Source organism: Paenibacillus sp. FSL M7-1414 (genome assembly GCF_038003195.1).
GTDB lineage: Bacteria > Bacillota > Bacilli > Paenibacillales > Paenibacillaceae > Paenibacillus > Paenibacillus amylolyticus.
This window is the reverse complement of the sequence record NZ_JBBOOS010000001.1, coordinates 4348395-4369744: the sequence shown is the minus strand read 5'-3', so window position 1 is coordinate 4369744 and position 21350 is coordinate 4348395. Positions and strand designations below refer to the sequence as shown.

At 46.4% G+C, this 21350-nt stretch carries 19 protein-coding genes and 1 other annotated feature; of the genes, 17 read left to right on the top strand and 2 right to left on the bottom strand.

Annotated elements, in window-relative coordinates:
• Window positions 1-20: 20 nt before the first annotated feature.
• From MHH92_RS18930 to MHH92_RS18920, 3 genes are all read left to right on the top strand, one after another.
• Complete coding sequence (locus MHH92_RS18930; RefSeq protein ID WP_036607918.1) at window positions 21-737, top strand: response regulator transcription factor; 717 nt, start codon at window positions 21-23, stop codon at window positions 735-737.
• 55 nt (window positions 738-792) lie between these two features.
• Window positions 793-2190, top strand: a complete 1398-nt coding sequence (locus tag MHH92_RS18925; RefSeq protein WP_017687665.1) for a HAMP domain-containing histidine kinase — start codon at window positions 793-795, stop codon at window positions 2188-2190.
• A gap of 194 nt (window positions 2191-2384) precedes the next feature.
• Window positions 2385-6890: a BclA C-terminal domain-containing protein gene (locus MHH92_RS18920; RefSeq protein WP_340905606.1), complete on the top strand. Its 4506-nt coding sequence runs from the start codon at window positions 2385-2387 to the stop codon at window positions 6888-6890.
• Window positions 6891-7084: 194 nt separating this feature from the next.
• On the opposite strand, the gene serA is transcribed toward MHH92_RS18920, so the two are convergent.
• A complete protein-coding gene (serA, locus tag MHH92_RS18915) occupies window positions 7085-8680 on the bottom strand; it encodes a phosphoglycerate dehydrogenase (RefSeq protein ID WP_047843574.1) in 1596 nt (531 codons plus the stop codon).
• A gap of 199 nt (window positions 8681-8879) precedes the next feature.
• Window positions 8880-9110, bottom strand: a binding site (T-box leader).
• Between the two features lie 335 nt (window positions 9111-9445).
• Between serA and MHH92_RS18910 the strand changes: the two genes are divergently transcribed.
• Genes MHH92_RS18910 through MHH92_RS18900 form a run of 3 tightly spaced genes read left to right on the top strand, consistent with a single transcriptional unit; the run spans window position 9446 to window position 11315 of the window.
• Window positions 9446-10039: a CPBP family intramembrane glutamic endopeptidase gene (locus tag MHH92_RS18910; RefSeq protein WP_036607728.1), complete on the top strand. Its 594-nt coding sequence runs from the start codon at window positions 9446-9448 to the stop codon at window positions 10037-10039.
• Window positions 10036-10488: a hypothetical protein gene (locus tag MHH92_RS18905; protein ID WP_017687671.1), complete on the top strand. Its 453-nt coding sequence runs from the start codon at window positions 10036-10038 to the stop codon at window positions 10486-10488. Before MHH92_RS18910 ends, MHH92_RS18905 begins: the two co-directional genes overlap by 4 nt.
• A gap of 29 nt (window positions 10489-10517) precedes the next feature.
• Entirely contained in the window at window positions 10518-11315 is a 798-nt protein-coding gene (locus MHH92_RS18900; protein ID WP_340907705.1) for a metallophosphoesterase, read from the top strand.
• A 45-nt stretch (window positions 11316-11360) separates the two neighbouring features.
• Here MHH92_RS18900 and MHH92_RS18895 read toward each other — a convergent pair whose 3' ends face one another.
• Window positions 11361-12257, bottom strand: a complete 897-nt coding sequence (locus MHH92_RS18895; protein WP_340905601.1) for a polysaccharide deacetylase family protein — start codon at window positions 12255-12257, stop codon at window positions 11361-11363.
• Between the two features lie 94 nt (window positions 12258-12351).
• On the opposite strand from MHH92_RS18895, the gene MHH92_RS18890 reads away from it, so the two are divergent.
• The 11 genes from MHH92_RS18890 to der all read left to right on the top strand — a co-directional run bounded on the left by MHH92_RS18890 (window position 12352) and on the right by der (window position 21346).
• Window positions 12352-12705, top strand: coding sequence for a hypothetical protein (locus tag MHH92_RS18890; protein WP_340905598.1), 354 nt, complete (start codon window positions 12352-12354; stop codon window positions 12703-12705).
• A 187-nt stretch (window positions 12706-12892) separates the two neighbouring features.
• Window positions 12893-13507, top strand: a complete 615-nt coding sequence (locus tag MHH92_RS18885; protein WP_017687675.1) for a genetic competence negative regulator — start codon at window positions 12893-12895, stop codon at window positions 13505-13507.
• Between the two features lie 43 nt (window positions 13508-13550).
• Complete coding sequence (gene prsW / locus MHH92_RS18880) at window positions 13551-14246, top strand: glutamic-type intramembrane protease PrsW (RefSeq protein ID WP_017687676.1); 696 nt, start codon at window positions 13551-13553, stop codon at window positions 14244-14246.
• A gap of 114 nt (window positions 14247-14360) precedes the next feature.
• Window positions 14361-14531, top strand: coding sequence for a hypothetical protein (locus MHH92_RS18875; RefSeq protein ID WP_164783335.1), 171 nt, complete (start codon window positions 14361-14363; stop codon window positions 14529-14531).
• Between the two features lie 121 nt (window positions 14532-14652).
• Complete coding sequence (gene ypeB / locus MHH92_RS18870; RefSeq protein WP_036607717.1) at window positions 14653-15999, top strand: germination protein YpeB; 1347 nt, start codon at window positions 14653-14655, stop codon at window positions 15997-15999.
• 148 nt (window positions 16000-16147) lie between these two features.
• The gene (locus MHH92_RS18865) at window positions 16148-16801 is read left to right on the top strand and encodes a flagellar brake protein (protein ID WP_340905592.1); all 654 of its coding nucleotides are present in this window, start codon (window positions 16148-16150) and stop codon (window positions 16799-16801) included.
• 63 nt (window positions 16802-16864) lie between these two features.
• The gene (locus MHH92_RS18860) at window positions 16865-17089 is read left to right on the top strand and encodes a hypothetical protein (protein ID WP_036607715.1); all 225 of its coding nucleotides are present in this window, start codon (window positions 16865-16867) and stop codon (window positions 17087-17089) included.
• A 103-nt stretch (window positions 17090-17192) separates the two neighbouring features.
• The gene (cmk, locus tag MHH92_RS18855; RefSeq protein WP_036607714.1) at window positions 17193-17897 is read left to right on the top strand and encodes a (d)CMP kinase; all 705 of its coding nucleotides are present in this window, start codon (window positions 17193-17195) and stop codon (window positions 17895-17897) included.
• A complete protein-coding gene (locus MHH92_RS18850; RefSeq protein ID WP_340905589.1) occupies window positions 17894-18481 on the top strand; it encodes a lysophospholipid acyltransferase family protein in 588 nt (195 codons plus the stop codon). Before cmk ends, MHH92_RS18850 begins: the two co-directional genes overlap by 4 nt.
• A gap of 142 nt (window positions 18482-18623) precedes the next feature.
• Window positions 18624-19838, top strand: coding sequence for a 30S ribosomal protein S1 (gene rpsA, locus MHH92_RS18845; RefSeq protein WP_036607712.1), 1215 nt, complete (start codon window positions 18624-18626; stop codon window positions 19836-19838).
• Between the two features lie 185 nt (window positions 19839-20023).
• Window positions 20024-21346: a ribosome biogenesis GTPase Der gene (der, locus tag MHH92_RS18840; protein ID WP_047843568.1), complete on the top strand. Its 1323-nt coding sequence runs from the start codon at window positions 20024-20026 to the stop codon at window positions 21344-21346.
• The last annotated feature ends 4 nt before the right edge of the window (window positions 21347-21350 follow it).

The window sequence follows — 21350 nt, the reverse complement described above, 5'->3', positions numbered from 1 at the left end:
TGCAAAGGGGCTGGAGAGGCATGGCTGAACATGAGAATCGAATACTGGTCGTGGATGACGAAGAGAGAATCCGCAGGCTTTTGAAAATGTATCTTGAAAAAGAAGGTTATGAAATCGATGAAGCTGAGGATGGGGAAACTGCGCTGCGTAAAGCAACAGCAGGGGACTACGGGCTGATTTTACTTGATGTGATGTTGCCGGGTATGGATGGAGTTGAAGTGTGTACCCGTCTTCGTCAGGTGAAATCAACGCCGGTTTTGATGCTCACTGCAAAAGGTGAAGAGATTAACCGGGTTCAAGGCTTCGAAGTTGGCGCTGATGATTATGTTGTAAAACCATTCAGCCCGCGTGAAGTGATTTATCGCGTCAAAGCGATTTTGCGTCGAGCTTCCGCGACAGCTTATCTTTCCAAGGAGAGCAATTCGAGTAACAACATCGTGTTCCCGCATCTGGTTATTGAGCATGATGCCCACCGGGTAACCGCTGGTGGCGAAGAGATTAGTCTTACACCAAAAGAATATGAATTGCTGCACTATCTGGCAACATCTCCCGACAAAGTTTTCTCCAGAGAAGAATTGCTCAAAGATGTATGGAATTACGAATTCTTTGGCGATCTTCGTACCGTGGATACGCACGTGAAGCGTCTTCGCGAGAAACTTAACAAGGTATCGCCTGAATCGGCGGCCATGATTACGACGGTGTGGGGTGTGGGTTATAAACTGGAAGTACCGAAGTAGTTTTAGTTTCTGGAGATCACTGGTCGGGAAGTTATGGATCACTATTATCTGCCTTGTGGGTTGTGTACTTATAGCGCTGGGTCTTTTTTTGCTGCCCTACATTGATACGAACTTTGCAGAATCCGAATCCAGAGATATTAAGCGGTTGTTCACCTATATCTGTATTATCGGATTCAGTTTAACCACGTTTTTTGCATTGTTTCTATTCACCAAAATAACGCAGCCCATGCAGCAATTGATTCAGGCAGCCAATGCGATTCGCAAAGGGAACTACGGAACACGTCTCTCCCTGGTAACGAGTGATGAGATTGGTGAACTTGCGAACACATTTAATCATATGGCTGCCCAACTGGAAGATAATATTCGAAACCTTAACCATGAGAAGGAACATTTGGCGAGTGTGCTTCGCAGCATGACCGATGCGGTGGTTACATTTGATGGTGAAGGCAAAGTTATTCTGACGAATCCGCCTGGAGAGAAGATCATGCAGACATGGTATGATCTCGATTGGGCGAAAATGGACGAAGGGCAAGAATCCGAGCAGTCTGACAAGACTTCGCGTGATGTACCTGAGCCCCTTCTTCCTTTGTTCAGAATGGTGATGGAGCAAGGTGGGGACCAGAACTCCAATGTTCACGTACAGCAAGGTGTCTGGTCTGTTCAGATGGCACCGTTGTATGCTGACAGTGTTGTCAGAGGGGCTGTGGCTGTTTTAAGAGATGTAACAGAAGAAGTGCGACTGGAGAAAATGCGGCGTGATTTCGTGGCTAATGTATCTCATGAGATACGAACTCCGCTATCCATGATGCAAGGCTACAGTGAAGCTCTTTTGGACGGGATGGCAACCTCACCGGAAGAGAGCGAAGAACTGATCCAGGTCATTCATGATGAGTCCCTGCGGATGGGCAGACTGGTTAAAGACTTGCTTGATCTTGCGCGGATGGAAGCTGGACACACGGACATGGTGATGAAGGAAGTTGACCTCGGAGAACTACTTGAACGTGTATATCGGAAGTTCTCTGTGCGTTCAAAAGAACAGGGAATTCAACTGCAATTTAAGTTCGAACAACCAACCATTGAACTTCAACAGGCAGATGAGGATCGACTTGAGCAAGTATTTACGAATTTGCTGGATAATGCGTTCAGACATACACCTACTGGCAAAAATGTAATGATCTCAGCCGAGCGGGTCACCTATCTTCGTGCTCCATTTGTTAGAGTTTCTGTGAAGGATCAGGGTGTAGGTATCCCTTCATCCGACTTGCCATTTATTTTCGAACGATTCTACAAAGCAGATAAGGCTCGTGTTCGGGGAGAAAGTGTAGGTACGGGGCTTGGTTTAGCGATTGTGAAAAATATTGTTGATGCGCATCAAGGCATGATTACCGTCAATAGTGTGCTTGGCGAAGGGACAGAGTTTATTTTGCAATTTCCCTTGGATTCATCGAAATAGCCTGAATTTCATACAAAAAGTGCGGAAACACCCTCTTATGGAGGGTGTTTTTTTGTTGAAGACTACCGTTTAATCTTGTTCAACGTGGAACAAGAATGGTCTTTTTTTGACTAAAAAGAGTGTCCAAGATAATTTTCCTTCCTATGTGACATAAGCTTGAAAAGCAAGCAAGATAGAGGAGGATTGAGTTAAGCATGTCCGATGATCGAAAAAGGGTCAATATTAAAGCTTTCCTGGAAGGCAGATCTTTTAGAGCAGGCTCTCCGTTTATTCCAATAACCACAAGCGAACTGGAGCAGTTTGAATCCATACTGCGTTCTTTGGCTGTGGCTATTCCTGCTGCAATCAGTCAGCCGACTTCAGCCAATATACTGTCATTACAGAATGGATTACGCCAGTTACTTACTTTTGTAAATCAATCCGGATTTCGTGCCGGAGTAAAGGCAGAATTACAAGCCGTATTGGAATTAACGATTGCAGGTTCAGAGGTTGTCCCTGTTCCTCTTATTAATCTCGCAGGTAACTTGCAAAACTTACTGGATGACTTGTTAAGTGTGACGCTGCTTCTGGAAGTACCACCTGCAGAAAAAGATAAACTTGTGGGATTAATTCGATCGATCTCCATATCGTTAAGCAGGGCGACGACAACTCTTGGAACTGGAGGAATTACCGGACCAGCCGGCCCACAGGGAGTGCCAGGAGTCCCGGGGGTACCAGGTGTCCCAGGAGTCCCTGGAGTGAAAGGGGCTACTGGCACACCGGGAGGAATTGGACCAGTAGGACCGGTTGGCCCAGTTGGTCCACAGGGAGCACAGGGTCCGGCAGGAGCACCTGGTGTGGGTTTGAACAATATTACTGCATTTGATCCTGCACTGGGACCAACTTATGCTCAAGGTCAAGTAGTAAGCTACGAGGGTAGTCTTTATGTTGCCAATGTAAACGGTCCCTTGGGTACACCTGGAAGTTCTCCAGACTACACTCTTTTACTGTCGGGTGGAACCAATGGAGAAACGGGAGCAACCGGAGCAACCGGAGCTGGTTTGACAGGAGCTGTGGCATTTAATCCAGCGCTCGCCCCGGGTTATCCAGCAGGTCAAGTAATTACGTATAACGGTAGTACTTACATTACGAGTGTAGCTGGTCCTCTAGGAACACCAGGATCTTCATCGGATTACACATTAATCGCTGCTGCGGGGGCGACTGGTGCAACTGGAGCCACAGGTGCAGGTTTAAGTGGCATCGTGCCATTCGATCCCGCATTAGCCCCAACATATCCAGCTGGACAGATCGTCACGTTTGGTGGCAGTACTTACATTACAAATGTCGCTTCGCCAACGGGTACGCCAGGAAGTTCTCCAGACTATACATTGCTTGCAGGTGCAGGACCTACAGGAGCCACAGGTGCATCAGGTGTAACGGGAGCAACCGGGGCGGGATTGACAGGCCTAGTGCCATTTGATCCAGCCGTAGCCCCGACATATCCAGCGGGTCAAGTTGTAACGTTTAACGGCAGTACGTATATTGCGAATGTGGCGTCACCAACCGGAACGCCTGGGACTTCACCGGATTACACATTGCTTGCTGGCGCAGGAGCAACGGGTGTGACGGGTGCAACTGGTGTTGGAGTAATGGGAAGTACCGGAGTCACAGGAGCATCAGGGGTAACAGGAGCGACAGGTGTAGGTTTAAGTGGCATTGTACCATTTGATCCAGCGGTAGCCCCAACATATCCAGCCGGCCAGGTTGTAACGTTCAACGGCAGTACGTATATTGCAAATGTGGTGTCACCAACCGGAACGCCGGGGACTTCACCGGATTACACATTGCTTGCGGGCGCAGGAGCAACGGGAGTTACAGGAGCAACCGGCATTGGTGGAACGGGAAGTACCGGAGCTACAGGAGCATCGGGCGTAACAGGAGCGACTGGTGTGACCGGTGCAACTGGAGTTGGAGTAACAGGAAGTACCGGAGTCACAGGGGCATCAGGAGTAACGGGAGCGACAGGCGTAGGTTTAAGTGGTATCGTGCCATTCGATCCAGCGGTAGCCCCGACGTATCCAGCCGGTCAGGTTGTAACGTTCAACGGCAATACGTATATTGCAAATGTGGCATCGCCAACCGGAACGCCGGGCACATCGCCAGATTACACGTTGCTTGCTGGCGCTGGAGCAACAGGTGTGACGGGTGCAACTGGAGTTGGAGTAACAGGAAGTACCGGAGTGACAGGAGCATCGGGCGTAACAGGAGCGACAGGTGTAGGTTTAAGTGGTATCGTGCCATTCGATCCAGCCGTAGCCCCGACGTATCCAGCCGGCCAGGTTGTAACGTTTAATGGTAGTACGTATATTGCAAATGTGGCATCGCCAACCGGAACGCCGGGCACATCGCCAGATTACACGTTGCTTGCTGGCGCTGGAGCAACAGGTGTGACGGGTGCAACTGGTGTTGGAGTAACAGGAAGTACCGGAGTGACAGGAGAATCGGGCGTAACAGGAGCGACAGGTGTAGGTTTAAGTGGTATCGTGCCATTCGATCCAGCCGTAGCCCCGACGTATCCAGCGGGTCAAGTCGTAACGTTTAACGGCAGTACGTATATTGCAAATGTGGCATCACCAACCGGAACGCCGGGGACTTCACCAGATTACACGTTGATCGCTGGAGCAGGAGCGACAGGTGTGACCGGTGCAACTGGAGTTGGAGTGACAGGAAGTACTGGTGAAACAGGAGCGGCTGGTGTTACAGGGTTAACCGGGACGACTGGAATTACAGGAGCCACGGGACTAAGCGTAACGGGATCAACAGGAGTAACTGGAGGAACCGGGACAACTGGTGAAACAGGAGCGACTGGTGTTACAGGGTTGACTGGGGCGACTGGAATTACAGGAGTCACGGGACTAAGCGTAACGGGATCAACAGGAGTAACCGGAGGAACCGGGGCAACTGGTGAAACAGGAGCGACTGGTGTTGCAGGGTTGACTGGGGCGACGGGGATAACAGGAGCCACAGGAGTAAGTGTAACAGGTAGTACTGGTGCTACAGGGGAAACAGGAGCAACAGGCGTAACGGGATTGACTGGCGCAACGGGAGTAAGCGTAACGGGATCAACAGGAGTAACTGGAGGAACCGGGGCAACTGGTGTTGCAGGGTTGACTGGGGCGACGGGGATAACAGGAGCCACAGGAGTAAGTGTAACAGGTAGTACTGGTGCTACAGGGGAAACAGGAGCAACAGGCGTAACGGGATTGACTGGCGCAACGGGAGTAAGCGTAACGGGATCAACAGGAGTAACTGGAGGAACCGGGGCAACTGGTGTTGCAGGGTTGACTGGGGCGACGGGGATAACAGGAGCCACAGGAGTAAGTGTAACAGGTAGTACTGGTGCTACAGGGGAAACAGGAGCAACAGGCGTAACGGGATTGACTGGCGCAACGGGAGTAAGCGTAACAGGAGCAACGGGAGTCGGAATAGCGGGAAGTACCGGAGCAACTGGTGTCACGGGGGAGACCGGAGTCACAGGTATAACCGGTGCAACGGGAGTCGGGGTAACAGGAAGCACCGGAGCAACTGGTATCACTGGTGAAACCGGAGCGACAGGTATAACCGGAGCGACGGGAGTCGGCGTAACGGGAAGCACCGGAGCAACTGGTGCGACTGGAGGAACCGGAGCGACAGGTATAACCGGAGCCACGGGAGTCGGCATAACGGGAAGTACCGGAGTCACAGGTGTAACAGGAGCCACGGGAGTCGGTGTAACGGGAAGTACTGGAGTTACTGGTGCGACTGGAGGAACGGGAGCCACGGGAGTCGGCGTAACGGGAAGCACCGGAGCAACTGGTGCGACTGGAGGAACAGGAACCACAGGTATAACGGGAGCCACGGGAGTCGGTGTAACGGGAAGTACTGGAGTAACTGGTATCACTGGTGAAACCGGATCCACGGGAGTCGGCGTAACGGGAAGCACCGGAGCAACTGGTGCGACTGGAGGAACGGGAACCACAGGTGTAACAGGAGCCACGGGAGTCGGGGTAACGGGAAGTACCGGAGCAACTGGTGCGACTGGTGAAACCGGAGTCACAGGTGTAACAGGAGCCACCGGAGTCGGTGTAACGGGAAGTACTGGAGTTACTGGTTCGACCGGGGGAACAGGAGCGACAGGTGTAACTGGAGCCACGGGAGTGGGCATAACAGGAAGTACTGGAGTAACTGGAGGAACAGGAGCCACAGGTATAACGGGAGCAACGGGAGTCGGCGTAACCGGAAGTACAGGAGTTACCGGAGCAACAGGTGCAACCGGAACATCTGTAACATCTAATTCGGCTTTTGCTGAGAACACTAATGGTACGATTGTTGTAATATTGGGTGGTACACTCGTTCCATTACCGAATAACCAAAATATTGGCACAGGTATAACCGTCAATGGGACAAATGACACCTTCACACTGACCAACGCAGGTCGTTACTATATCTCATACAAAATAAATCTGACAGCTGCACTTGCTATCCAATCTCGGGTTTTACTTAACGGCGCAGCAATTCCAGCGAGTGTAGTATCTCCAGTGCTTTCTCTCAGTCAGCTGCAGTCTGACTTTATGGTTACCGTTACCGCTGGTTCAACAATACAGTTACAATTATTCGGGCTTGTTGGCGCAGCCGTTCTGTCTCCTCCGGGGTCTACACTAAACATTATTCAGTTAAGTTAATAGTTGGATTTCGTATTAGACTATTTCCATTGACTAAAAGAAGCGGAGTTCATATGGGGGTGATGGGCACCCCTTTTCCAATTCCAAAAATATTTTGTTTGCAAACTTCATCACCGATATTTCAGCGAGTACATGAAAAAAGACGGGAACCACTAGGGTCCCGTCTTTCCTTTTACATATAGTAATATATTTGATTATTCCAGAACAATTTCAACAGCAGTATTGATTTCAGGCAACGCAGCAAGCTGCACAAGCACATCTTTTGGAACAGCTTTATCTACGGTCAGAATCATGATCGCAGCACCACCAATAATTTTACGTCCAACCTGCATGGATGCGATGTTGACATCGTTTTGTCCAAGCAGAGTTCCTACACGTCCGATAATACCTGGTTTATCGTTGTGGGAGATCAAAATTTGATGACTTTCCGGTGCGATATCTACCGGGAATTTGTCCAGACGAACAATACGTTCTCCATAACCTGCAAGCAATGTACCTGCTACACGACGTTCCTCAGCATCCTGAGTTGTAACCAATGTTACGGTAATCAGGTTAGTAAATCCTTTAGTTGTTGAGGTTTGGCTTACAACCACATTCAGATCACGGATTTTGGCCAGATGCATGGAGTTAACGATGTTGGCTTCCCCACCCAAATGTCTGGCGAGAATCCCTTTCACAATGTAACGTGTGAGAGGAGAAGTATCTACTTCAGAAAGTTCACCAGCATAGTCGATCCGAATCTCCTGCACTGCATTTTGTGTAATCTGTGCTGCAAAACTACCCAACGTTTCACCCAGTTTGAAATACGGTTGCAATTTGTTCATCACGGTTGGTGCAACAGCCGGCATGTTAACTGCGTTCTTGAACGGTTCGTTACGCAAAATGTGAAGCACCTGTTCCGACACATCGATAGCCACGTTCTCTTGCGCTTCTACTGTGGACGCACCAAGGTGAGGCGTAACGATAATGCTTGGGTGATTCAGGAACGGGTGATCAGCGGCTGGCGGCTCGCTTTCGAATACGTCAAATGCTGCACCAGCAACAATACCTTGATCAATGGCTTCGACAAGTGCCATCTCGTCAACTACACCACCACGAGCACAGTTGATGATACGCATGCCTTTTTTCATCACTTCGAATTGTGGACGTGAAATCATATGCCGTGTTTCCGGTGTTAATGGCGTGTGAACGGTCATGAAGTCCGCATTGCGAATGATATCATCTACACTAGCCAGCTTCACTTGCAGCTTCTCGGCACGCTCCTCCGTGAGGAACGGGTCGTAAGCAAGAATGTCCATTCCAAATGCTTTGGCGCGCTTGGCAACTTCACTACCGATCCGTCCCATACCCAGTACACCGAGCGTTTTATTTCTTAATTCCACACCCAGGAAGGTTTTACGATCCCACGTACCCTGAATAGTCTTGGCATATGCCTGAGGAATGTGTCGTGCCAATGCCATCATCATGGCAAACGTGTGCTCACAGGTTGTGATGGTATTGCCATCAGGTGCATTAATAACGATGATACCGCGCTGTGTAGCAGCTTCCAGATCAATGTTATCTACACCAACACCTGCACGTCCGATCACCTTAAGGTTGGTACCAGCCGTCATAATACGATCTGTAACACGAGTCTGGCTGCGAACCAAGAGGGCATCATAATCACCAATAATGGCAACAAGTTCATCTTCACTAAGACCGGTTTTCTTCTCAACAACAACATCATTTGCATCCACCAGTTGCTGGATCCCCAGATCACTGATTGGGTCCGACACTAACACTTTGTACATGGTTTCTTCCTCCTTAGGTATGTGTATCTATATCGTCAAGGTCTGACCTCAGCGAAGAGGTATTCCTTAAAACCAGGTTGATTCTTCCGCCCAACAACGCGGTGTCGCAACAGAGGGGGAAGGTGAAGCAAATAGAGTGATCCCACAGATATCCTTTAAAATAAATCAAAAAACTCTCAATCCACATACTGCTTGCGCAATAAGGGACGAGAGTTGTCGTGGTACCACCCTAATTCACCGCCGTTTCGCAACGACAGTCTTAGCGGTCAATGAAGACCGAAGAGGATAACGGGTCTAAACCGATTGCACCTACTCCAATTTCAATGCAATAACTCAGGAGCGCTCAAGACCATTTGCCTGCCACCGATTCACACCTACCATCGGCTCTCTGTAAGACGAAGCAACGTCTTTTTTCCATCATCGTGTTTAACGTGACTAATTTTTTCATAATGTATCATGGCTGACATGAGCATGTCAATAGGCTTAAATGTTTTAAAATGTTTTGCAGATGTCTTTAGATTCACACATAAACAGAGTCACCATAAGTAATACAATAGTTAATATACCTAGCACAAGAAGATGGAAAGTAAGCTGTTTGGTGAACTGAATTTTACTGCTTTAATGAAGTAATGGCACGTACATATAACCAGGACTTGGGGCAGGTCTTGAACCTAATTGGTTTTTTGGCTATCATTTAGTATACTATCCGATTGGACAACGTAATTGTTATCCATCAAATTTAACTCAAGAGGACAGACGCATCCGATGAAAAAATTCAAGTTTCCCAAGTTCAAGATTCAGAAGGCTGAGCCACAGCAGCTTACCGAGCGTTTGCTTTTAATCAATCTATACTTTACACAAGGTCTGACACTGATTATCGGAGTTGTGTGGATCTTATTGCAGAAACGAAACTTGTTAGATGTACTCGCATGGCCTGACAATTACCAATTTATATGGTGGGGTCTGGGTCTTGCAGGAATAATGCTTGTTATGGACTTGGTACTGTCGTATGTTATACCTCAGGAAAGCATGGATGACGGTGGAATTAACGAGATGTTGTTCCGTGGGCGTCCGATCTGGCACATTGTATGTATAGCAGCCATTGTTGCTGTGTGTGAGGAATTATTATTCCGTGGAGCCATCCAACATGCCATCGGTCCTTACTGGACAAGTATTTTATTTGCAGTTATCCATATTCGTTATTTACGCCACTGGATTCCAACAGGCTGGGTGTTTGTCTCAAGTTATGGATTGGGTTGGATTTACTTGCAGTCCGGCACATTATGGGCGCCTATATTATGTCACTTTATTATTGATTTGGTGTCCGGATTAGCGATACGTTTTCGGAGGGGATCATGAATCAGCCATTAAGTAGAATGAAGACATATGGCAGTCAGCGCCATCGTCAATCGGATAAAAAAGAGAAATCCGAGCGTCAGGTGGCTTCTCAAGTAAGCATCGTTGCTGAAACGGCAGCAGCTGCTGAGGTTGGCGGAATCACACCAATTACTTCCGTTTCTTTACCTAGATCACAGCGCAAGCCTTATACAGAAAAACTGGAAAGTCCAGTACTTCCTCAAAGGGCACCATCACGCTCCAAAAAAACGCCAAATTCAACGGAAGAATCGATCCCCGAAGCGGGTTCGCTTCCTACACGGACAGAATTACATCCTTCACGTCGGTTAAAATTGAGCAAGAGGTTTGTTAATTCACTCATTTTTATTTTTGTCATGTTAACGATTAGTCTGGTTTGGTGGGGGGTTGAAGGGGCACCCGCTCTGAATACGTTCCTTCCCTTGCCGTGGTAATGCTTCTACTCACAGGTTTAATCATTTTGATGGGAGTTTTACTACTTTTTCATATGTGGCGTGAAGCCCATATTCATCAAATGATTGAAGAAGAGGTTGAAGTGCCTCATCTGCCAACATCCTTTGACGGGGCCATGATTTTGTATGTATCCGACACGCACAAGCGCAAGCTGAAGCATAAGGATCTGGCAAACGTTAAAAACAAGGTGGACTGGGTTCTCATCGGTGGGGATGTTGCGGAAAAAGGAGTCTCATGGTCTTTAGTTAGACATAACATGAAAATTTTATCGAACATTGCTCCTTCATTTACGGTGTATGGCAACCATGACAAGAGGGCTGGTACCGCTCAACTTGCGCGAATCCTTCGGGAATCGGACGTTAAGCTCCTGCAGGATAATGTGGAATATCTGCAAAGGGGCAACGAAAGATTGAGTCTGATCGGCATAGACTATCGTTCCAAACAGGGCGATGTATTACTGCAGCAGATTGGTAACCGTTTATGCAAAATTGCTATCGTTCATGATCCTTTGCAGGCCCTTCGCTTGGAAGAAAATGTAGATCTTATTTTAAGCGGTCATACACATGGCGGACAATTGGTTTTACCATTTTTCGGACCTGTGTTCCTGAGCAAAGCGTATCGTCCTGTATCGAACGGGTGGTACTCCCTGAAGCGAAGTCCGGAGGACGTTCACCGAGAAGGCAAAATGCTTGTTAGCAGAGGATACGGTACAAATCATCTTCCTCTCCGACTAGGTTGTCCTGCGGAGATGCATATCATCACGTTAAGAGTGCCCGCGGAAAAAGCACTCACAGAGAAACAGCCTTGATCCAATGGATCAAGGCTGTTTTATTTTTATGCGCAAAATTACAATTTAACGAGCTTCCAATTCTATTGCACGCGGATCAACAAAGGAATAACCTTTCTTTTCGAGCTTGGTCAGCAACTCATCCAATGCTTCAACCGTCCATGGCAACTCGTGCATCAAGATATTGCTTCCGGGATTTAACTGGTCCAGTACATTTTGAATGACTTTTTCCGGTTTGTCTTTGGTGCTTTTATCCCAATCGAGCGAACCATTAGACCAAGTCATATATAACATGCCATTTTTCTTCACAGCAGCCTTCAGTGCATCATTTCCCGAACCAAAAGGTGGACGGAAGAATTGCGGTTCATCACCAATGGTATCCTTCACTATTTTTTGGACATCTGTAACCTGTTTTGCCGCCTCAGCGTTGGACATTTTTTTGAGATCCTCATGATCCCAGGCATGATTGCCTACAATCTGACCCCGATCATGTATGAGTTTGAGCAATTCCGGATGGCTTTTCACCCGATATCCATTGACGAAAAATATCGCTTTAGCGTTATGTTTATCTAAAGTGTCGATCAGTGAAGTAATCATTTTTTCTTCTTTGGGTCCATCATCAAAAGTTAACAAGACCACTTTGCTTGGGCTCGCTTCATCGTTTGGTTTAATATAATAATTTTCATTCATATGATACGTCTTTTCCACTTTCTCTTCTGTAGAAACCTTCTCCGAAGATTCAGGTTCTTCTTCTGTCACAGTTGAATCTTCCGTTGAAGACTCGGGCACACCAGTTCCGGGTTCTCCTGTTTCAGTTGGGTTAGAGTTACCTTGCTCTTCTTGAACCGTGGTAGTTGATTCGCCCGCTGGTGTGGAATTATCAGATGTTTTTTCTTCCGCTGTCCCACAAGCTGACAACAGCAAACTTGCAGCAATGATCAATGCGGCGGTATGTCTAAACATGATTTCAACTCGCTTTCCTGTAATTATACGGAATGAGATCGCTCACTACCGCAAACACTAAATATGATTTTAACACTTGAAGGAGGTTGGTGTAATGAAGGCTTCATCCTTTTTTTGGGGCATTGTCATTGGTGTTGCAGCCAGTTCATGGCTGTCCAGAGGCAAATTGCCCATGATGTCATCGGGTTCATCAAGAAATATGATGGATCAGGCAAAACATAAGATGATGGAAATGACTTTCCCGGGTATGGACGGGTTCACAAGCAAGCAAAATCAACATGGTGAATCCCACAAAAATCCGGCAGCAAAGACCGCAAGAGCAATCACACCGCAGGAAAAAGAAGCGAATATGAGCATGCTCAAAGATTTTATTCGCACCAATCCCGATGTGAAGCATGAAGTTGAGCAAATTTTAAGCCAAACAAACACAACAGTACCGGGTTTATAAACCAAAACCTCCAATTAGAATCATCCACAGTCTTGATTTGCTGTGGAATGATTCTTTTTTTGTCGATTTTACTTCGTGCATTTAGAGGTATAAAATGATAACATAACTACATAGATTTATTTTCAGCACATATTGTTTTGTGCTTCATAATCTGTTATAAGACTTGCTTATAAAGGGGAGATCCTGTATGAAAATAGAACGACTAAGTCACGATAAGATACGGATTTTCCTGACCTTTGACGATCTGAGCGAGCGCGGAATACAAAAAGAAGATATGTGGCAGGAAATACCTAAGGTTCATGAACTGTTCACTGAAATGATGGATCAGGCCTATTCCGAACTTGGATTTGATGCCACAGGTCCACTCGCTGTCGAAGTATTCGCACTTCCCGCTCAAGGGATGGTTGTCATTGTCACACGTGGAAAATATGATCCGCAACAATATGGTTTAGGTCATGAAGATGATCTTCCTGAAGAAGTATATGAAATGGAAGTTACACTCGAGCAAAGCGATTCCATTGTTTATGCATTCAAGGACTTTGAAGTGCTCATTGAAGCTGCACATATGTTGCGTCAGCATGTTACGGATGCTGGGAGACTTTATTCCTATAAAGACAAGTGGTTCTTGCATTTGGAGCCAGATGAGGTAGATTCCACCAAACATGCGGCATTGATTGCCTTGCTTGCTGAATTTGGCGAAGGCTCCTCAGTTACTCCAGCAGTCATGGAAGAGTATGGTAAGGTTGTTATTCCTGCACAAGCGATTGATGTTATCTGCACCCACTTCAAACGCCAGGATTAATCTCTAGTTGTAATCGCGTCTTTAGTCAGAGGAGGGAATTTCGGTGCTTTTGTTTTCGGTCTTAGCGGCAGCAGTTGCTCCGGGTCTCGCCTTGTTAACATACTTTTACCTGAAAGACCGTTATGATTATGAGCCACTTCATATGGTATTGCGGGTTTTCCTCATGGGTATTCTGATGGTACTGCCTGTGATGATTATTCAGCGTGGCATGATGATGTGGCTCGGGGATAATCCTTATCTTGAGGCCATTATGATCTCAGGTGGTGTGGAGGAATTCGTTAAATGGTTCGTACTTTATCATATCATCTATAATCACACCGAATTTGATGAGCCGTATGACGGGATCTTATATGCAGTCGCTGTTTCACTTGGATTTGCCACTGTTGAGAATGTGTTGTATGCCTTTGCGGGGAATGCATCCGTCTCAGCCATGTTCCTTCGGGCACTGCTCCCTGTTTCAGGGCACGCTATGTTTGCGGTAATCATGGGTTATTATATGGGTAAAGCCAAGTTTATCGGTGGTAAGAAAAAGCGGTGGTATCTGGTTCTTTCTCTGGTGTTACCTTTTTTCTGGCATGCATTGTACGATGTCATCATGAACACCATGGTGAATCATTGGTTGTGGTTTATAGCGCCGCTAATGGCGGGCCTGTGGTATGGGGCAATGGGTAAAATCACACGAGCTAATAACCGTTCTCCTTTTCGTTTTGTGAAGCGGGAGGAAGAGGTTAAATTATAAAAATACGGACACACTGGTGGACATAAAGCGCATATTGCGCTTATGACTCCGGTGTGTTTTTATTTTTACAGATAAACTCCCGGGGAATGACCGACAGAAACGGAGATCGTTGTGATGAGAATTAAAATTAAAATCAGATGCAAACAATGCGGTGAACGATTTACATTACGAGGCAAGAAAGATCGGGGCCGGATTGAGACGGGATTCAAGCAGTGCCTATGTGATAACAGAGACCAGTTCGAAATTGAAGAAGAGGGCATGGCAACTGGGATTCAGCTGAATTAAAAGGAGGACCCAAACGCTACTTTAGCAGCCTGCTTGTGTAAGGACTGGAAATCGCATGCATAAGAGATCTTTCTTCGATCCACAATAGAGGTAGTGGTTTAGAAGAAAGGAGACTCTACCGATGTATAAACGATTAAGTTCAGTTATGTTTCCGATATTTGCGGTTCTGCTGGTCGGTGCGCTCGTGTGGGGCTATCAGGAGAATCAGGAGAAGAATGCAATTCTGATCAAGGCAGAGAATCAATATCAGCGTGCATTTCACGATTTATCTTTTCATATGGACAAATTGCATTCGGAGATTGGCAACACCTTGGCGGTTCACTCTACATCACAGGGGATGCATCGCAAAGGTTTGATGAATGTATGGCGACTCACCAGTGAAGCGCAGAATGAGATCAACCAACTGCCACTCACCATGCTGCCATTTAACGAGACAGAGGAGTTTCTCTCGCGTATTTCCAACTTTGCCTATCGGGCGTCGATGCGTGACTTGACGAACGAACCGCTAAGTGAGAAGGAAATGGGCAACCTGAAAAAGCTGTATCAGAATTCATCCGAGATTACCAAGAATCTGCAGGATGTGCAGCAGAAAGTCCTGACGGACCGATTGCGCTGGATGGATGCAGAGACTGCCATGGCAACACAAGAGCAAACCATGGACAACACGATCGTTGATGGTTTTCGTACTGTAAACAAAAAGGTACAGGAATACCCGGAGCTTGATTGGGGTCCTTCCGTATCCAACATCTATGCAAAACGATCAGTCAAGAAACTGGACGGCTTGCCGGTGACCAAAGAACAGATTCAGAGCAAGGCTGCAAAATTCTCTGATGCGGATCGTAGCAAAATCCAAGTGCAGGAGAACGGCAAAGGAACAGACTGGGAGTCCTACACTGCCACGATTGATCATGCCAACAATGGCAAACTGATGATGGATTTCACCCGTAATGGCGGAATGCTGATCTCTTACAGTGATACGCGTCCAATCGGAACCAAAAAAGTGTCTCGTCAGAATGCCATGGCTAAAGCAGATCAATTTCTAATGAACAAAGGCTATAAGGATATGAAGGCTGTAAACTACGATGAATATGGTAATCTGGGTAACCTTACTTATGTGCGTAAGCAAGGGGACACCTTGATTTATCCCGAGAAAATGTCAGTTCGTGTAGGTTTGGATACAGGCGAAGTAACCGGCTTCCAGGCGAGTGACTTTGTTTACGAACATAATGACATGCGCAAAATTCCGAAAGCAACTCTTACGGAGCAACAGGCGCGGAAAAAGCTTAATTCGGAGTTCGAAGAAAATTATGTTCGCAAATCCCTGATTGAGAATGATTACAGCAAAGAAGTATTGTGTTATGAATTCGGAGGGAAAATTAACGGTTCTCGTTACCGGATATACATTAATGCGAATACAGGAATAGAAGAAGCGGTTGAAGAGATCAAACCGGTCAATGCAACCTCATAAAAAGATGGATAATTTGAATTTGAAGTTGAGCGAATAACTGCGGCAGACCACGATGTGGTCTGTTTTTTTCTTGTTCAATGTGAGAAAGGTCATGGTATAATAGTCCTTGTACATACGAAGATAAATACATAAAGTGGCGGTGAACAGCTTGTTTCCGAAAATAAATGAAATTTTATACATCCAGATTGCTTCTGCAGATGAAAAAGAGGAACACAAAGAGTACAAATCACGCATTGCAGATATGGATGACAGCAGTTTTCTGATTGAGGTCCCGATGCAACAAGGAAGCAGCCGTCTGAAAAGGCTCTTTTTCGGAGAGGAATTGTCCATTTCATATATTACGGAGGATGGGGTCCGGCATTATTTTAATACCTATGTCACGGGATTTGAGGAAGATGTGGTCCGTCTTGTCCGTATCCGCAAACCGCTTCCGAGCGATATATCCAAAATACAACGGCGCAGCTTTCTTCGTGTTCATGCAAACCTCGAATTGGCCATCCAGAGTGAAGATTTGACCCGTGCTGTCGGATTGACTGAAGATATTGGTGGTGGTGGATTGTCCATCTACGGCGAAACAGGTTTTTCAATAGCTGAAGGTCAAAAATTGAAATGCTGGTTGCTGGTTCCCTACCGGAATTCAACCATTGAACATGTGAATTTTGAAGCTGAAGTTGTGCGGGTCAAAACCCTGGAAACCGGCAGACAGCTATGCATGCTGAAATTTGTGCAGATTTCAGATTCGGAGCGCCAGAAAATTATCAAGTTTTGTTTTGAGCGGCAACTTGACTATCGCACGAAATAGGAATGTTGTGGCATAAAGAGAGGGAACTGCGGGTACCGTAATGAAAAAAACGGAGGTATTGCCTTGAATCGTCGTCATGCAACCCGCAGATATGAACGACTTTATTATGTTTTCTCCAGGCGAATGGAACGAAAGGTTACGATTCTGATTGCAGCCCTTCTAATCCTGCTTGTGGTATATCAATTGCTGCTGTTGGTACCAGGCTTCAAAAAGAATTTGACCACCATTGACCGCCTGGAAGGAACGCCAATTGAAGTGCAAACGATGAATGATTACAACCGTCGTTGATTTGTCTGTTTTTGCATCCATGTGTAGAGTGTGGTATAATTTTCACGATGCAGGCAATGCCTGTTTTTTTATTGAGGTTTATCGTTTGAGGAGGAATGCCCCGTTGGCAAGCCAGAACACATCAGAGAACGGGAAAATGAACGTTGCAATTGACGGACCTGCCGGTGCCGGGAAAAGCACGGTGGCCCGATTGGTTGCAGAGGCGCTCGCGTATGTATACGTCGACACAGGCGCAATGTACCGTGCGGTAACCTTGCATATGCTTCGGAAAGGTATTACACCGGAAGATGTGACACAGGTACTTCAGGAAGCCCAAAAGCTGGTCATTGATTTACAACCGGATCCCGACGGACAGAAAGTGTTCTGTAATGGGGAAGAAGTAACCTCGGAAATCCGCTCCCGTGAAGTGACGGGAATCGTGTCCCGATATGCGCAAATCGAGGGGCTGCGTACGCAATTAGTGGATACTCAGCGGCAAATGGCTTTGCGCAAGGGCGTCGTCATGGATGGACGCGATATCGGAACGACAGTATTGCCCGATGCGGAAGTGAAAATCTTCATGACTGCCAGTGTGGAAGAGCGTGCGCTTCGCCGCTTCAAAGAACTGGACCCCTCTGAAGGACTGACGTTGCAACAGCTGGAGCGAGACATTGCCACCCGTGACAGATTGGATGAGAATCGGGAAATTTCCCCATTGCGTTGTGCTGAGGATGCTATCGTCCTTGATACAACGGAGATGAACATTCATGAAGTGGTTGACAAAATCGTATCTTATTGCACAATGGTCAGAGGAGAGATCGGTCTATGATTTACACATTTTGCAGCACATTACTGCGGATCATTTATACCATTCTTTTCCGCTTGGAGGCCGTTGGACGGGAGAATATTCCGAAAGAAGGCGGCGTACTTTTATGTTCCAATCATATTAGTAACTTCGATCCTCCAACCGTTGGTATCAAACTTCGCCGTCAGGTACGTTTCATGGCCAAAAGCGAATTGTTTGACATTCCGGTACTCGGCCGAATTATTAAAGCCGTGGGCGCTTTCCCCGTTAAACGTGGAGGTGTCAGCAAGGAATCCATCAAAACCTCACTCAATATTTTGCGTGATGGCCAAGTGCTTGGAATCTTCCCCTCGGGAAGCCGTCACAATGATGGAGGTATCGGCAAAAAAGGGGCAGCGAGTTTTGCTCTCCGCAGTGGCGCTACAGTTATTCCTACTGCTATTATCGGTAACTACAAAGTTTTTCGTAAGATGAAAGTTGTATATGGAGCACCAGTAAGTTTGGACGAGTTCAAGGAAGACCCATCTGGAGAAGCTCTGGAGAAGGCGACTGAAAAGATTATGTCCAAGATTAACGAAATGGTGCAAACGGGCGTGCCAAGCAAGTAATGGCTTCGTCAGTAGCTGAGTGCATGTTTCCATATTTTTGAGGGAGACTAAAGTTTGAGCACTCAGTGATGAAAGTGTTTTGAACTCTGCTACAGGCAGGTTTGAATATAATGGGGTTTTTGAATTGAGGAGGGTATTTGACATGTCGGAAGAAATGAAAAATCAAGAAGCAACCCAAGATGAGTTGGATCAATTCGTTTCCTTGAAAAAAGGAGATACCGTAAAAGGAACCATCGTCAAATTGGAAGATAACCAAGCCTATGTGAGCATTGGATATAAATATGACGGTGTCATTCCAATTCGTGAACTGTCTTCATTACATGTTGACAGCGCGTCTGACGCAGTAGAAGTTGGACAAGAAGTTGAAGCTAAAGTTCTTAGCATCGACGACGAGAAAGAAAAACTCGTTCTGTCCAAACGTGCAATCGACAGCGAAAACGCATGGGATCAATTGCAAAAGCATTTTGAAGACCAAGACGTATTCGAAGTTGTTGTAGGTGATGTTGTTAAAGGCGGTCTGGTAGCAGACGTGGGCGTACGTGGATTTATCCCGGCATCCATGGTTGAACGCCATTTCGTTGAAGACTTCAGCGACTACAAAGGACGCACACTGCGTGTTAAAGTGAAAGAGATCGACCGTGAGAACAACAAAGTGATCCTTTCCCAAAAAGACGTACTGGAGCAAGAATTCGAAGCAAACAAAGCTACAGTAATGGCTGGTTTGCAAGAAGGTCAAGTGATCGAAGGTACAGTACAACGTTTGACTCAATTCGGTGCATTTGTTGATGTGGGCGGAGTTGACGGTTTGGTTCACGTATCCGAGCTGGCTTGGACACACGTTGAAAAACCATCCGACGTACTGTCTGAAGGTGATAAAGTTAGTGTGAAAGTGCTGAAAGTTGACCCTGAAAAAGGCAAAATCAGCCTGAGCATGAAAGCTGTTCAACCAGGTCCTTGGGAAACAGCAAGCGAAAAATTCAATTCCAGCGATATCGTAACAGGTGTTGTAAAACGTCTGGTAGACTTCGGTGCATTTGTTGAAATCGCTCCTGGTGTTGAGGGACTTGTGCATATCTCGCAAATCTCCCACAAACACATCGGCACTCCTCATGAAGTGCTGAAAGAAGGACAAGAAGTTCAAGTTAAAATCTTGGACATGAACCCTTCTGAGCAACGTGTAAGCTTGAGCATCAAAGAAACAGAAGAAGCTCCAGCTCAACCACAAAAATCAGAAAGACCTTCAAGAAACAACGCTCCGCGTGAAGAAATCAATAATCCAAACGTTTCCTTGAACAATCAAGGTATGAGCACTACGCTTGGCGAACTGTTTGGAGACAAACTCAGCAAATTCAAATAAGTTAACAATGCATGGTTCTAAGTTATATACTGCATATTTTGCTGAATAACAAAAGCAAGATCGGCGAGCCCAAGGCGGGTTCGCCGATTGTTTTTATTGCGAGTAATTTGGCATGAAACGTTAGCCAAGATATATCTTTTTTGCTATGATGAGTATCGTAAGTATGGACAGGAGGAGTGGAATGTATGGCAAGACCCGTTGTGGCAATTGTCGGACGACCGAACGTGGGTAAATCCACCATTTTCAATCGGATCATCGGCGACAGACTGGCCATTGTGGAAGACAAGCCGGGCATTACCCGTGACCGTATATATGGAATCGGTGAATGGAACGGTAAACCATTTAGTATCATTGATACAGGTGGTATCGAAATTGATGGTGAAGATGTAATCTTAAAATCGATTCGGATGCAAGCAGAGCTCGCTATTGAAGAAGCGGATGTTATTGTATTCATGTGTGATGCAAAAGCAGGTATTACGCAATCGGATGAAGAGGTAGCAGAGATGCTCTACCGCTCAGGCAAGCCTATTGTTGTAGCCGTTAACAAAGTGGATAATATCGGACGAAGTGAGCTCATTTATGAGTTTTATGGATTTGGTTTCGGTGATCCTATTGGCGTATCCGGAAGTCACGGTACAGGTGTAGGTGATTTGCTTGATGCAATAGTGGAGAAGTTGCCAGAACTTGAGGAAGAGACTTACGATGAAGATGTCATTCGTGTAGCTCTGATCGGACGTCCTAATGTGGGTAAATCTTCACTGGTGAACGCTATTCTGGGTGAAGAGCGTGTCATTGTAAGTGACGTGGCTGGAACGACCCGGGATGCAATTGATACACCTTTTGAAAAAGACGGCCAACGTTACGTGCTGATTGATACAGCAGGTATGCGTAAGCGTGGTAAAGTATATGAAACAACTGAGAAATACAGTGTAATGCGTGCGATGCGTGCGATTGAGCGTGCAGATGTTGTTCTGATTGTCATTAATGGTGAAGAAGGCATTATTGAACAGGACAAGCATATTGCAGGATATGCATTCGAAGCTGGTAAAGCGTCATTGTTTGTTGTGAACAAATGGGACGTGGTAGAGAAGCATGACAAAACGATGAAAGAGTTTGAGAGAAAAATTCGGGATCACTTCCTGTTTATGACTTATGCTCCGGTCGTATTCTTGTCAGCCCTCACAAAACAACGCTTACAAAAACTGTTGCCGGTTGTGCAACGTGTAGCAGAGCAACACACGTTACGTGTGCAGACACATTTGCTTAACGATGTGGTGTCTGATGCGGTTGCAATTAATCCTCCGCCAACAGATAAAGGACGGAGAATGAGAATTAACTATGTGACTCAGGTTGCAGTTAAACCGCCGACCATGGTTATTTTTGTGAACGACCCTGAGTTGATGCACTTCTCATATGAGCGCTATCTGGAGAATAAAATCCGTGCAGCGTTTGATTTCGAAGGAACACCAATTCGCATATTTACTCGGAAGAAGTCCGACGAAAGTTAGGGGA

Excerpts from the sequence above, each read along its gene's own strand:
- MHH92_RS18930 (WP_036607918.1), top strand. The coding sequence starts at position 21 with ATGGCTGAACATGAGAATCGAATACTGGTCGTGGATGACGAAGAGAGA.
- MHH92_RS18920 (WP_340905606.1), top strand. The coding sequence starts at position 2,385 with ATGTCCGATGATCGAAAAAGGGTCAATATTAAAGCTTTCCTGGAAGGC.
- serA (WP_047843574.1), bottom strand. The coding sequence starts at position 8,680 with ATGTACAAAGTGTTAGTGTCGGACCCAATCAGTGATCTGGGGATCCAG.
- MHH92_RS18910 (WP_036607728.1), top strand. The coding sequence starts at position 9,446 with ATGAAAAAATTCAAGTTTCCCAAGTTCAAGATTCAGAAGGCTGAGCCA.
- MHH92_RS18905 (WP_017687671.1), top strand. The coding sequence starts at position 10,036 with ATGAATCAGCCATTAAGTAGAATGAAGACATATGGCAGTCAGCGCCAT.
- MHH92_RS18900 (WP_340907705.1), top strand. The coding sequence starts at position 10,518 with ATGGGAGTTTTACTACTTTTTCATATGTGGCGTGAAGCCCATATTCAT.
- MHH92_RS18895 (WP_340905601.1), bottom strand. The coding sequence starts at position 12,257 with ATGTTTAGACATACCGCCGCATTGATCATTGCTGCAAGTTTGCTGTTG.
- MHH92_RS18890 (WP_340905598.1), top strand. The coding sequence starts at position 12,352 with ATGAAGGCTTCATCCTTTTTTTGGGGCATTGTCATTGGTGTTGCAGCC.
- MHH92_RS18885 (WP_017687675.1), top strand. The coding sequence starts at position 12,893 with ATGAAAATAGAACGACTAAGTCACGATAAGATACGGATTTTCCTGACC.
- MHH92_RS18875 (WP_164783335.1), top strand. The coding sequence starts at position 14,361 with ATGAGAATTAAAATTAAAATCAGATGCAAACAATGCGGTGAACGATTT.
- ypeB (WP_036607717.1), top strand. The coding sequence starts at position 14,653 with ATGTATAAACGATTAAGTTCAGTTATGTTTCCGATATTTGCGGTTCTG.
- MHH92_RS18850 (WP_340905589.1), top strand. The coding sequence starts at position 17,894 with ATGATTTACACATTTTGCAGCACATTACTGCGGATCATTTATACCATT.
- rpsA (WP_036607712.1), top strand. The coding sequence starts at position 18,624 with ATGTCGGAAGAAATGAAAAATCAAGAAGCAACCCAAGATGAGTTGGAT.
- der (WP_047843568.1), top strand. The coding sequence starts at position 20,024 with ATGGCAAGACCCGTTGTGGCAATTGTCGGACGACCGAACGTGGGTAAA.